This is a genomic window from Streptomyces sp. NPDC104307 (assembly GCF_055584045.1).
On sequence record NZ_JBVJMU010000018.1, the window covers coordinates 14267 to 26865 of the forward strand.

General features: G+C 70.5%; 14 protein-coding genes. 10 read left to right on the forward strand and 4 right to left on the reverse strand.

Annotated features, from left to right (window positions below):
* Window positions 1-105 precede the first annotated feature (105 nt).
* A complete protein-coding gene (locus ACZ601_RS32140) occupies window positions 106-891 on the reverse strand; it encodes a SigE family RNA polymerase sigma factor (RefSeq protein ID WP_440574524.1) in 786 nt (261 codons plus the stop codon).
* Window positions 892-1083: 192 nt separating this feature from the next.
* Here ACZ601_RS32140 and afsQ1 point away from each other — a divergent pair, with 192 nt between their 5' ends.
* The 5 genes from afsQ1 to ACZ601_RS32165 all read left to right on the forward strand — a co-directional run bounded on the left by afsQ1 (window position 1084) and on the right by ACZ601_RS32165 (window position 4873).
* Window positions 1084-1761 (forward strand): two-component system response regulator AfsQ1, encoded by a 678-nt coding sequence (gene afsQ1, locus ACZ601_RS32145; protein WP_026171255.1) that lies wholly within the window; start codon window positions 1084-1086, stop codon window positions 1759-1761.
* Entirely contained in the window at window positions 1758-3296 is a 1539-nt protein-coding gene (locus ACZ601_RS32150) for an ATP-binding protein (protein WP_469544604.1), read from the forward strand. Before afsQ1 ends, ACZ601_RS32150 begins: the two co-directional genes overlap by 4 nt.
* Entirely contained in the window at window positions 3293-3910 is a 618-nt protein-coding gene (locus tag ACZ601_RS32155; RefSeq protein ID WP_469544606.1) for a GerMN domain-containing protein, read from the forward strand. Before ACZ601_RS32150 ends, ACZ601_RS32155 begins: the two co-directional genes overlap by 4 nt.
* Before the next feature lie 87 nt (window positions 3911-3997).
* Window positions 3998-4546, forward strand: a complete 549-nt coding sequence (locus ACZ601_RS32160) for a VanZ family protein (RefSeq protein WP_440574527.1) — start codon at window positions 3998-4000, stop codon at window positions 4544-4546.
* Between the two features lie 120 nt (window positions 4547-4666).
* Window positions 4667-4873, forward strand: a complete 207-nt coding sequence (locus tag ACZ601_RS32165; RefSeq protein ID WP_469544607.1) for a PspC domain-containing protein — start codon at window positions 4667-4669, stop codon at window positions 4871-4873.
* A gap of 68 nt (window positions 4874-4941) precedes the next feature.
* On the opposite strand, the gene ACZ601_RS32170 is transcribed toward ACZ601_RS32165, so the two are convergent.
* Window positions 4942-5256: a hypothetical protein gene (locus ACZ601_RS32170; RefSeq protein ID WP_390086589.1), complete on the reverse strand. Its 315-nt coding sequence runs from the start codon at window positions 5254-5256 to the stop codon at window positions 4942-4944.
* 134 nt (window positions 5257-5390) lie between these two features.
* A complete protein-coding gene (locus tag ACZ601_RS32175) occupies window positions 5391-6545 on the reverse strand; it encodes an adenosine deaminase (RefSeq protein ID WP_440574529.1) in 1155 nt (384 codons plus the stop codon).
* Between the two features lie 113 nt (window positions 6546-6658).
* On the opposite strand from ACZ601_RS32175, the gene ACZ601_RS32180 reads away from it, so the two are divergent.
* The 5 genes from ACZ601_RS32180 (at window position 6659) to ACZ601_RS32200 (ending at window position 11585) form a co-directional block, all read left to right on the forward strand.
* Window positions 6659-7420 (forward strand): alpha/beta hydrolase, encoded by a 762-nt coding sequence (locus ACZ601_RS32180; protein ID WP_469544610.1) that lies wholly within the window; start codon window positions 6659-6661, stop codon window positions 7418-7420.
* Between the two features lie 33 nt (window positions 7421-7453).
* Window positions 7454-7921 (forward strand): NUDIX hydrolase, encoded by a 468-nt coding sequence (locus ACZ601_RS32185; RefSeq protein WP_469544612.1) that lies wholly within the window; start codon window positions 7454-7456, stop codon window positions 7919-7921.
* A 201-nt stretch (window positions 7922-8122) separates the two neighbouring features.
* Window positions 8123-9712, forward strand: a complete 1590-nt coding sequence (locus ACZ601_RS32190; protein WP_469544614.1) for a hypothetical protein — start codon at window positions 8123-8125, stop codon at window positions 9710-9712.
* A gap of 125 nt (window positions 9713-9837) precedes the next feature.
* Entirely contained in the window at window positions 9838-10557 is a 720-nt protein-coding gene (locus ACZ601_RS32195) for an RNA polymerase sigma factor (RefSeq protein ID WP_469544615.1), read from the forward strand.
* Window positions 10554-11585, forward strand: coding sequence for a CU044_5270 family protein (locus ACZ601_RS32200; protein ID WP_469544617.1), 1032 nt, complete (start codon window positions 10554-10556; stop codon window positions 11583-11585). The genes ACZ601_RS32195 and ACZ601_RS32200 overlap by 4 nt, the downstream gene beginning before the upstream one ends.
* A 32-nt stretch (window positions 11586-11617) precedes the next feature.
* Here ACZ601_RS32200 and ACZ601_RS32205 read toward each other — a convergent pair whose 3' ends face one another.
* Window positions 11618-12571, reverse strand: coding sequence for a LysR family transcriptional regulator (locus ACZ601_RS32205; RefSeq protein WP_440574535.1), 954 nt, complete (start codon window positions 12569-12571; stop codon window positions 11618-11620).
* Window positions 12572-12599: the final 28 nt, after the last annotated feature.

The window sequence follows — 12599 nt, forward strand, 5'->3', positions numbered from 1 at the left end:
ACCCCCCGGCCCGTCCGACCCCACAGCTTCCCCCGTGCGCCGCCGCCTCCCCCGAAGCGACGACCCCGTTTCCCCCGTTCCCCGTTACCCCGTTCCCCCGTCGCCTCAGGCCACCAGCTCGCCGAAGGACTCCTCCTCGTCACGGCCGAAGCTGAGGACCTCGTCCTCACGCAGCCGGCGGAGTGACCGCCAGATGCTGGACTTCACCGTGCCGACACTGATGTCGAGGATGGACGCGATCTCCGGGTCCGTACGGCCCTCGTAGTAGCGCAGGACCAGCATCGTGCGCTGGAGCTCCGGCAGTCGCGCCAGCGCCTGCCAGAGCACGGCACGCAGCTCCGTACCACGCATCGCGTCCGTGTCGCCCGCCGTCTCCGGCAGCTCCTCTGTCGGGTATTCGTTCAGCTTGCGCCTGCGCCAGGCGCTGATGTGCAGATTGGTCATGGTGCGGCGCAGATAACCGCCGACCGCCGCCTTGTCACTGATCCGGTCCCACGCCCGGTACGTGGAGAAGAGGGCGCTCTGCAGCAGGTCCTCGGCCTCGAACCGGTCGCCGGTCAGGTGATAGGCGGTGGCGTACAGGGAGGCGCGGCGTTCCCTGACGTAGGCCGTGAACACCGCTTCGGCGTCCTCGTCCCGCGCCGGGGCCTGCCGCTCCCCCGTGGCCTCCCCGTACGTGCTTCCCCCGTTGCTCCCGCCCGTTGAGGCGGTTGCGTCCACAACCGTCATGTAGGGCTTGCGCCCTTGCTCCCCAGCTGACGGGTGCTGACGCCCAGCGCCGCGAACGCACCCCCGCCCGTTCAATGCGGCGCCGGACTTCTCCGCGGTCCGCCCGACGTCGTGGAGACGCGTGACAACTGCGCTTGCGGTGATGTTGTGTGTTGCGTTCATCTCGCGCCCCCCGTCGGTGGAGTCCGTCCGTTCCTTGTGACAACGAGCTTGCCGGGGCAGTTTCATGGCGCTGTCCCCCGACTGTCACAGGCCTGTCACAGGCCCCTGTGAGGACACGATCAAGGGGTGCTCGACGCATAAGAGGGGACCAACTGTCGAACTAGGGCTCCCCCATGGGTCAGAATGACCAGCGTGCCTTTCCTGTTGCTGATCGAGGACGACGACGCCATCCGCACGGCCCTCGAACTCTCGCTGTCACGCCAGGGCCACCGTGTGGCCACCGCGGCGACGGGAGAGGACGGCCTCAACCTGCTGCGAGAACAGCGGCCCGACCTGGTCGTACTGGATGTGATGCTGCCCGGAATCGATGGATTCGAGGTGTGCCGGCGCATCCGGCGCACCGACCAGTTGCCGATCATCCTGCTGACCGCGCGCAGCGACGACATCGACGTCGTGGTCGGCCTGGAGTCCGGTGCCGACGACTATGTGGTGAAACCCGTGCAGGGCCGGGTGCTCGACGCCCGGATCCGTGCCGTGCTGCGCCGGGGCGAGCGCGAGTCCACCGACTCCGCGACGTTCGGGAACGTGGTGATCGACCGGTCCGCGATGACCGTCACCAAGAACGGGGAGGATCTTCAGCTCACGCCGACCGAGCTGCGTCTCCTGCTCGAACTGAGCCGCCGCCCCGGCCAGGCCCTGTCCCGGCAGCAACTGCTGCGACTGGTCTGGGAGCACGACTACCTCGGTGACTCCCGGCTGGTGGACGCGTGCGTCCAGCGGCTGCGCGCGAAGGTGGAGGACGTGCCGTCCTCACCGACCCTGATCCGTACCGTGCGGGGCGTGGGATACCGGCTGGACTCGCCGCAGTGAGCACGGCTGTGCGGCGGGGCCTGCTCGCCGGGCTCCGCTGGACCAGCCTGCGGCTGCGGCTCGTCGTCGTGTTCGCGCTGGTGGCGCTGACCGCCGCGGTGTCCGCGTCCGGGATCGCGTACTGGCTGAACCGCGAGGCGGTGCTGACCCGTACCCAGGACTCGGCGCTCGGGGACTTCCGCCAGGAGATGCAGAACCGGGCGGCCTCGCTGCCGCCCCGTCCCACCAAGGACGATCTGGAGCACGCCGCCGCGCAGATGGCGAGCAGCAGCCCCGGTTACAGCGTGCTGCTGATCGACGAGCGCGATCCGGGCAAGCCGATCGTCGGCACCTCCGACGTGGACACCTTCACCCGGGACGACGTGCCGCAGTCGCTCCAGAATCAGGTCGCCAAGAAGCAGCCGGTCAAGGCGGGCAACAAGTACCAGTACCACCTGTTCTGGCAGCGGACCTCGATCCGCGGCACCCCGTACCTCGTCGGCGGTACGAAGATCATCGGCGGCGGCCCGACCGGGTACATGCTCAAGTCGCTCGACCAGGAGCGGCAGGATCTCAACTCCCTCGCCTGGTCGTTGGGGATCGCCACCGCGCTCGCCCTGGTCGGCTCCGCGCTGCTCGCGCAGGCCGCCGCGACGACCGTGCTGCGTCCGGTACAGCGGCTCGGTGACGCCGCCCGCAAGCTGGGCGAGGGCAAGCTCGACACCCGGCTCACGGTGTCCGGCACCGATGAACTGGCCGATCTCTCGCGGACGTTCAACAGAACGGCGAGTTCGCTGGAGAAGAAGGTCGCGGACATGACCGCGCGGGAGGAGTCCAGCCGCCGGTTCGTCGCCGACATGTCGCACGAGCTGCGCACCCCGCTCACCGCGATCACCGCGGTCGCCGAGGTGCTGGAGGACGAGGCCGACAGCCTGGACCCGATGATCGCGCCGGCCGTGCACCTGGTGGTCAGCGAGACCCGGCGGCTCAACGACCTGGTGGAGAACCTGATGGAGGTCACCCGCTTCGACGCGGGCACGGCCCGGCTCGTCCTGGACACCGTGGACGTGGCCGACCAGGTGACGGCCTGCATAGACGTGCGGGCCTGGCTGGACGCGGTGGACCTGGACGCGGAGCGCGGCATGATGGTCCGCCTCGACCCGCGCAGGCTCGACGTCATCCTGGCGAACCTGATCGGCAACGCCCTGAAGCACGGCGGTTCGCCGGTCCGGGTCACGGTCAGGACCGAGGGCGACGAGCTGGTCATCGAGGTCCGCGACCACGGTCCCGGCATCCCCGAGGACGTACTGCCCCATGTCTTCGACCGCTTCTACAAGGCCAGCGCCTCCCGGCCGCGTTCCGAGGGCAGCGGTCTCGGCCTGTCGATCGCCATGGAGAACGCGCACATCCACGGCGGTGACATCACCGCCGCGAACTCACCGGACGGCGACGGCGCCGTGTTCGTACTGCGCCTGCCGCGCGACGCCGAGGGGCTGAACAGCACCGCAGAGGACGACGACGCCCAGACCCCGGACCAGGAGGACGACGCGACGTGATGTCCAGCGAACGCCGGAAGCGGCGCCCCGTCGCGGCGGTGGCCGGGGCCGCGCTCTGCGCGATACTGGCCGCGGGCTGCGGGATCAGGACGACCTCGGTACCGGTGGACGCCGGGCCCGCGCCGTCCCGGGTGCCGTGCGACATGCCCGCGCAGGACAGCAGCGCGCAGCCGGGGCAGAGCATCGGCGCGGAGGTCTACCTGGTCTGCAACTCGCAGCTGGTCGCGGTCGACCGCACGGTCCCGGTCAAGGAGGCGGAGGCCGGCCGGCTCACGCTCGCCGGGGCTCTCCTGGACGAACTGAGCGAGGAGCCCCCGGACCCCGAGCGGCAGGCGGGCTTCGCCACGGACGTCCCGTCGACACTGCGGGTGAGCGGCCCCCGTGCGGGCGACCCGAAGGACGCGCTGCGGCTCAGCGAGCAGCCGGAGGACCTGACGGCCGAGGCGCTGGCCCAGATCGTCTGTACGTACACGGAGAGCGAAGCGCTCGTCCGGGGCGGCACGGTGCTGCTCGGCGGCCCGGGGGCGTACGCGCCGCGCGGCTATCTGTGCACCGCGGAGACGAAGGCCAGGCCCAAGGCCGTACCGACGCTGGGCGCGCTCCGGCTGCCCTGAGCGCGCCGCCTTGACCTGCCGCACGGTGAGCCATGTCTCCCCCGGGGGAGCGGAACCGATCCTGCCGCTGCCCGCGTCTTGGGGAACGTGCGTCAAGGTTCGGACGGCCAGGCCGTCATCCGCTTCCGCGCGGCCGGAGTATCACTCCTCCTCGCGCATCTGCTGCTCGTCGGGTGGCTCACTCTCCGCCCGCTGGACGTGCCGTGGATGACCGCCGCCAACCTCCAGCCGTTCGCCGGTATCAAGGCGGACCTGACTCTGGGCCCGGTGACCGCCACCCGTCGGATCGGCGGGGGCCTGCTGCTGCTGGCGCCGCTGGGCGTACTGCTCCCGATGGCCGGCGGCCGGCTGTTCGTCTCGCCGTTGGCCTCGCTCGCCCGTACCGTCGCGGCCGGGGCACTGATCTCGCTGGCCATCGAGCTGGGCCAGACCGGTGTGCCCGGCCAGGTCGTCGACGTCGACTCGCTGATCCTGAACACCGTCGGCGTGGCACTCGCCCACGCGCTGTTCGTCCCCGCCGGCCGGGCCCGGCTGCGCCGCCGCGAGCAGCGCCGGATCCGGGTTCCGGTGCCGGCAGGGCGCGAGGTCCCTCAGGGGTCGACCCCGACGATTTCCGGGGTCGGCATCGCCCCGTAGAGCGATGCCCGGCCCCGTCGTAGGAGCCATCCTGGATACATCGGGAACGGACAGGCCGCTCCCGGCACGGGGAGCGCGACAGGCCGCTCCCTCCAGCAACGGTTCGCGAAGGAGCCCACCATGGCCGCACTTGCCCGCCCCCGTGACGGACGCATGATCGGTGGAGTGTGCGCGGCGCTGGCCCGGCGCTTCGGCACCTCCGCGGGGACCATGCGCGTCATCTTCCTCGTCTCGTGCCTGCTGCCGGGCCCGCAGTTCCTGCTCTACCTGGCGCTGTGGGTGCTGCTCCCCCAGGAGCGCTCGTCGTCGTCCACCGCGGCCTGGTAGCCCCCGTACACATGCCTGTGGGCGGGCACCCCGGTCGGGGGCCCGCCCACAGGCGTGTGCGGTACGGGTCAGCGGCCGAGCGGCACGCCGTTGAGGTTCAGGCCGCCGGTCTTCATGCCGCCGGTGGGGAGACCGCCGAGGAGACCCTTGGCGGGGGCGGTGACGTCCTTGACGGTCTTGGCCTGGCTGGTGCCGAGGAGGTTCGTGGCGGTGTCCGTGACCGGCAGCGTCGAGGTGGCGTTGGCCAGAGAGCCGACGACGGGCAGGGCGCCGGTCGCGGTGTCGAGCGGCAGTGCGGCGGCCGACGCGGTACCGGCGGCGGCAGCGGCGAACGCGGCACCGAGAGCGGCGACGCCGAGAGTCCTGGCAGCAGACTTCTTCATGTGAATTTCATCCTTGGGGAAGGGGATGTGAGCGGCTCTGCAACGTAGCCAGCTCCGGGCCTTCCCGCAAACATCGAAAAGACGCGAAAACGGCCGGGACATACCGTCCCGGCCGTGTGTCGTGGAGCGTTCGTTCAGCCGGCCACGGACGTGGACACGCTGGTCGCAGCGGTCTGCTCGAAGAGCCATTCGGACTTCAGCTCGGCATATCCGGGCTTGATGACGTCATTGATCATCGCCAGACGTTCATCGAAAGGAATGAATGCTGATTTCATCGCATTGACTGTGAACCACTGCATGTCATCGAGCGTGTATCCGAAAGTCTCGATCAGCTTCTCGAATTCCTGGCTCATGCTGGTGCCACTCATAAGTCTGTTGTCCGTATTGACCGTGGCCCGGAAGTGCAGCTTGCGCAGCAGCCCGATGGGGTGCTCGGCGTACGAGGCGGCGGCGCCGGTCTGCAGGTTCGAGGTCGGGCACAGCTCCAGCGGGATGCGCTTGTCCCGTACGTAGGAGGCGAGGCGCCCCAGCTTCACGCCGCCGTCCTCGGCGACCTCGATGTCGTCGATGATGCGGACGCCGTGGCCGAGCCGGTCGGCGCCGCACCACTGGATGGCCTGCCAGATCGACGGCAGCCCGAAGGCCTCGCCCGCGTGGATGGTGAAGTGGTTGTTCTCGCGCTTGAGGAACTCGAAGGCGTCGAGGTGCCGGGTGGGCGGGAAGCCCGCCTCCGCGCCCGCGATGTCGAAGCCGGCGACGCCCTGTTCCCGGTAGCGGTTGGCGAGTTCGGCGATCTCCAGCGAGCGGGCCGCGTGCCGCATCGCGGTGAGGAGGGCGCCGACCCGGATCCGGTTGCCGTCCCGGCGGGCCCGCGCCTCGCCCTCCCGGAAGCCCTCGTTGACCGCCTCGACGACCTCTTCGAGGCTCAGCCCGGCTTCGAGGTGCTGCTCGGGGGCGTAGCGGATCTCGGCGTACACGACCCCGTCGGCGGCCAGGTCCTCCGCGCACTCGGCGGCGACCCTGACGAGCGCGTCACGGGTCTGCATGACGGCGCAGGTGTGGGCGAACGTCTCCAGGTACCGCTCCAGCGAACCGGAGTCGGCGGCTTCCCGGAACCAGTTGCCGAGCTTGTCCGGCTCGGTCTCCGGGAGTCCTTCGTATCCGGTCGCCGCGGCGAGGTCGACGATCGTCCCGGGGCGCAGGCCGCCGTCGAGGTGGTCGTGGAGAAGGACCTTGGGCGCACGCCGGATCTGATCCTGGCCGGGCACATTGAGGGTCGGGCTCATCATTCACGCACTCTAGCGCCTACGCGCGTAGAGCGCCGCTGCGTGCCGCTTGCCGATACGTAACGGTGACCGCGAATACGGGTGGCGTACACCCTTCCTTCTGAGACTGTTACGTCATGGCACAGCGCGCACTACCCCTGCCTGCTGCGAGGCTGGGACGGGCCGTCAGAACGGCCGGAGCACCTACCGAGGTCAGCGGCGTGGTTCTGCTGCTCCCGGACGGCGAGCCCCACTCGTACCGCCGCCCCTCCGCCGTCTCGTACGTCCGCCAGCTGCCGCTGGCCCGCGCCCTGACCCGGGCGGCCCGGGACGACGGCCTCACCGCGCACGTCGTCCACTACCGCTGCCGCGGCTGGAACACGACGGAGGCGCGGCTCGCGGCGGACGCCGAATGGGCGGTGGACGAGGTGGTACGCCGCTACGGCGACGTCCCCGTCTGCCTGGCCGGCCACGGCATGGGCGGCCGCGCGGCCCTGCGCGCGGGCGGCCACCCGGCGGTCGGCGCGGTCCTCGCGCTGGCCCCCTGGCTGCCCGCGGAGCCGGACGCGGAGCCGGAGCCGGTGAAGCACCTGCTCGGGCGTCAGGTCCTGCTGGTGCACGGCACCACCGACGCGGGGGCCGACCCCGAACTCTCCTTCCGCCTCGCGGAACGCGCCAAGAAGTCCAACCGCGACACCTGCCGCTTCGAGGTCCACTCCGACGGCCACGGCCTGCGCCAGCACCGCGGCGAAGTGGCCGCCCTCGCGGCGGACTTCGTCCGGGGCGCGCTCTTCGGGCACGCCTACGCCCGCCCGGTGGCCGACGCGCTGGCGGCCCCGCCGCCGCTGGGGCTGCGGATGCCGCTGGCGGCGGGGTTCGGGAAGTCGCTGGGACGCTGAGGAACCGACCGGTTCGAAAGAGGTGGGGGCGGCATGAGTTTCCGGCTGGCGGCGTACGCCGTTTGTGTCGAGGACGGGCGGGTGCTGGTCGCCCGTCATGTGTCCTCGGACGGGAAGAGCACCTGGACCCTTCCGGGCGGCGGGGTCGAGCACGGGGAGGATCCGTTCGACGCGGTGATCCGGGAGGTCGCGGAGGAGACCGGCTGCACGGCGGTGGTCGAGAGCCTGCTGGGGGTGGACTCACGGGTGATCTCCGCGGCCGAGGCACGGTACGGGGGCAGGCACCAGAACGTCGGTGTCTTCTACCGGGTCCGCATCACCGGCGGCCGGCTGCGGCCCGAGCCGAACGGCGAGATCGCCGAGTCCGTCTGGACACCGTTCCCCGATGTCGCCGCCCTGCGCCGGTCCTCGCTCGTCGACATCGGCCTCGCCCTCGCGCGCACCGCCCCCGCGACCGGCCATGTGGGTCCCGTCCCGGTCGGCGGCCTGGTCCAGCACTGAGCCACCCGCTTGACCTGGCCCCGCGAGCCCTGTCCCACGGGCCCTGCCCCGCGATATGGACCCCGGGATGTGGGCCCCGCGTTTTGGGCCCGGGGATGGGCCTTCGGGCACTGTCCGTGGGCCCCCGTGCCGTCGTTACCGTTCGGGTCCCGGCGGGTGTCCCGCCCACGGGGACCCGGGCGAGGCACGACGAGGTGACGCGTGGAACGCAGCGATCGGATACGCCGAGGCGTACGCACGAGCACGGGGCAGAGCGCGATCGAGTACCTGGCCGTGCTGGGCATCGTCGTCGCGGTGGTCGGCTCGATGGTGGCCGTCAGCATCGGCGGCGACGTCACCGGCTCCGCGCACGAGCAGATCTGCCGCATCGCGGCGACGACGGGCGGCGGCGGCGAGTGCGGCGATGACAACGCTGTCAGCGACAGCGGGACCGACACCACCGGCGCCACGGATGGCGGGCCCGACGACGAACCCGACGACGAACCCGACGACAAGCCCTCCGAGAAGCCCGACGAGAACAAGGGGAACGCGCTCCCCAGCCTCTGCTTCGAGCCGAGGGAGCGCTCGTCGAACTCCTCGGTCTCCGTCCCCGGCAACGGCCCCGTCAGCACGGCCGCCGCCTGGGGCTACTCGTACCTCGTCAACTTCATCATCGACAAGATCAACAACGAGAAGAACAAGGAGAAGCGGGTCAAGCAGGCGCTCGACGACCTCTCCTACTGCCTCCCCGACTACAACATCGTCATCGCGCAGCCGCACGAGGGAAACCTCCAGCAGATGGACGGCGCGGCGATGATCCAGACCGTCGAGATCAGCGGCACGACGTACCGCGTCTACGCTTTCAGGACCGGCACGTTCACCTGGGCGGACGACGCCGACCTCGGATGGAAGAACCGGGCGTTCAAGGGCGTGTTCGACGTCAGCGAGGACAAGCGCACGGTCACGTTCGGCGAACCGCCCCGCCCCAAGCGGAAGAAGGACTGGAAGCCCGGTGACGAGGGCTGCCAGATCGAGGGCCAGGAGCCGCCCGACCGGAGCCGCTACTACGACACGTACTCCCCGCTGGACAACGAGGGTTCGGCCCAGGCGGTCCGGATGCTCGTGAACGACATGCGCCGCTGCTACCCGGACTACAACGTGGTCGCCATGCACTCGGAGCAGTCGTCGCACTGGGTCGACAAGCCGGACTCGTTCATCAACGAGAGCAGGTACCGGCTGAACTCCAACGAGTACCACGACGAGGAGACCGGCGACGACATCGCCTCGGGCCGCGCGGTGTTCGACGTCTACGTCTTCGACAAGGGGACGTATCGCAACGACGGCGACGGCGGGTACACCAACTGGGCGTACTACGGCGACTTCACCCGCGACGGCTCGGAGGCCACCTTCGAGAAGCCCGAACCCGCCGACCTGGACGCCGACTCGATCACCACCGGATCGGAGTCCGTCGACTTCAACGACGGCGCCCCGAAGTACACCGACGGGACGTACCCCGGCACCGACTACGACGGCAAGGCACCGGGCGACGACGCCGAGCTGAACCAGTCGCTGATCGACGAGTACAGCCGCGCCTTCCCCGACACGAACATCATCGCGGTGAAGAACTTCAACGACCTCTCCTTCTCCGGGGTTTCCGGCCTCGAACACCTCGCGGTGGTGGACGGCGTCGACATCTTCTCGATCAAGAACGGCACGATCATCAACAACGGCGACGGCGGCTGGAAGAACTGGGGCTTCGCGGGCACGTACGACCGCGACAAGGACTCGAAGGAGGTGACGTTCAAGCGGTAGCGAGGGCGGCGGGACAGACGTGACGGCACGGGATGGAACTCGAATCCGGCCTGCGGCGAAGTACAGGTGTAAGAACCGATCAAGCCCGAGCCTTCGAGGTATTCAGACCGATGAATGGAGCCCCGATGACCGTCGAACCCCCGGGCGTCCGCACCCGCGACGCGGAGCGCGAGGAGACCGACGCCCAGGTGATCGAGCGGTCCCGGGATGAGCCCGAGCTGTTCGCCGTCCTCTTCGACCGGTACGCCGACGCCGTGCACCGCTACGCGGCGCGGCGGCTCGGACCGGAGGCGGCGGAGGATCTGATGGCGGAGACGTTCACGACCGCCTTCCAGCGACGCCATACGTACGACCTCTCGCGCGGCGATGCCCGGCCGTGGCTGTTCGGCATCACCACCAACCTCGTGAGCCGGCACCGCAGATCGGAGGCGCGCCGCTTCAAGGCGCTCGCCAGGGTGCCGGAGCCGGTGGAACACGAGGAACCGGTCGCGGACCTCGCGGTCGCCAGAGCCGGCGCTACAGGGGTGCGCCGGGAACTGGCGGCCGCGTTGTCCGGGCTTTCGGCCCGGCACCGCGATGTCGTACTGCTGGTGGCCTGGGCCGACCTCGACTACGAGGAGGCGGCCCAGGCCCTGGGGGTGCCGGTCGGCACCGTCAGATCACGGCTGCACCGGGCTCGCAGCAGGCTGCGCGAAGCGCTGGGTGGATGCGATCCGACAGGTCCGGCAGATCCGGGCCGTCCGGCAGATCCGGCAGATCCGGCAGATCGGGCTGCACACGCCCGATCACGCCGATCGGGCCGATCACGCCGATCCGACAGCTTCCGAGAGGCAGACACCCCATGAGTGACCGTGGCATCGATGAACTGCGCACGTTGAGGGAGTACGACGCGGAGGCTCCTCCGCTCGACAACGCCACCCGCGACCGGGCGCGGGCCCGGCTGTTCGCCGCGATGAGCACGACATCCGCGACAGACCGGACCGCCGCGCGCCCCGGCCGCCGGCCCGTCCTGCGCATCGCCCTGACCGGCGGCATCGCGGCGGCCGTCGCCGCCGGTGTGCTGATCGGCGTGCCCGACCACGACAAGGACGGCGACGGGGCGCGGGCGGCCGGGCCCGGCACCAGTTCCCCCGTCATGCGCAACGTGAGCGCCCGGACCGTGCTCAACGACGCGGCGGCGTACGAGCGGAAGCACGAGAAGGCGGTCAGCCCGCGCGACGACCAGTTCGTCTACACCAAGGAGATCATCCAGGAGACGAACCAGGAGACCGGTGCCAGGAAGAGCTACGTCGACGAGGACTGGCGCTCGGTGGACGGCTCGCAGCGCTCCTGGGTCATGGAGATCGGCCACGGCTGGTGGTCGCCGCCGCTCCAGAAGGACGAGAGCATGTGGCCGCCGCAGGACTGGGGCACGCTGCGGAAGCTGCCGACCGACCCCGAGAAGCTGATCCTCTCGTTCCTGCACAAGACCGGGCCCGACGACAGGAACGACTCGCTCGACGACATCACGGAGCAGGAGTGGTCGGACATCCACTTCTCACTCGCCGGGCTGCTCAAGCTGGTCCCGGTGATGCCCGAGGGGCTGCGCCCGGCGGCGTACGAGGCACTGGGCATGGTGCCCGGCGTGCGGGCCGTGCCGAACCAGAAGGACGCCAAGGGCCGTACGGGGGTGGCCATCACGTACGACGACCCGACGATCCCCTCGGGAAAGGGCGGGTACGGCGGATTCTTCATCTTCGAACCACGGACGCACCGGTTCCTGGGCTTCCGTGACGAGCGCACCTCGGGTGACGGTGCGGACATGAAGCGGTACGTCCAGCTCTCGTACCTCGACAGCTGGGCCGTCGTCGACAAGGCCAAGCAGCGGCCGTAGCGTGCGGGGGCATCCGCGGCCGGAGGGCCTCTTCACTCCGGCAGCAGGTGCCCCCTTCGCGACAGCAGGAACTTCTTGAACGCCGCGACCGGCGGGGTGTCCGGGTGGCCGTCCAGCCAGGCCACGCCGATCTCCCGAGCGGCCCGCGGTGCCGTCACCGTCAGCTCCACGACCCCCGGGCGGGCCACCGCCGGAGGGGGCAGGAGGGCCACGCCCAGTCCGGCCGCGACCAGGCCGCGCAGGGTCTCCGCCTCCTCGCCCTCGAAGGCGACGCGAGGGACGAAGCCCGCCTCCGCGCAGAGGTCGTCCGTGATGCGGCGCAGGCCGTAGCCGGGTTCCAGGGTGACGAACGTTTCGTCGGCGGCCTCCGCCAGGCGGACCCGGCGGCGGGTGGCGAGGCGGTGGTCGTCGGGGACGACCAGGCGCAGGCGTTGTTCGTCCAGGCGTCGGGCCACCAGGTCGGGGGCGTCCGGGACGGGTGAGGTGAGGCAGAGGTCGAGGCCGCCCGCGCGGAGGCGTTCGATCATGGCCTCGCCGTAGTTCTGGACGAGCTGGAAGCGGACCAGGGGGTGGTCGGCGCGGAAGGCGCGGATCAGGGCGGGGACGGTCTCCGAGCCCATGGTGTGCAGGAAGCCGAAGGCGACCTTGCCCGCGGTGGGGTCGGCGTCCGCCCGTACCGAGTCGGCGGCCTTCTCCACCTCCGCGAGGGCCCGTTCCGCGGAGCCGAGGAAGGTGCGGCCGGCCGGGGTGAGGGAGACCGTGCGGCCCTTGCGGGCGAACAGCGAGACCCCCAGGTCCTGTTCCAGTCGGACCATGGCCCGGGAGAGCGTGGACTGCGGGACGCCCAGCTCCTGTGCGGCCCGCGTCACATGCTCGTGGCGGGCGACCGCCTCGAAGTAGGCGAGGCGTGGTGCGAGGACCGCGCGGATGTCTTCTTCGTAACTGCTTGGTGACAGCCGCGGCTGTGAGCTGTGCTGATGCGCCATGGGATTGATTATCGGCTGTTTGTGCATT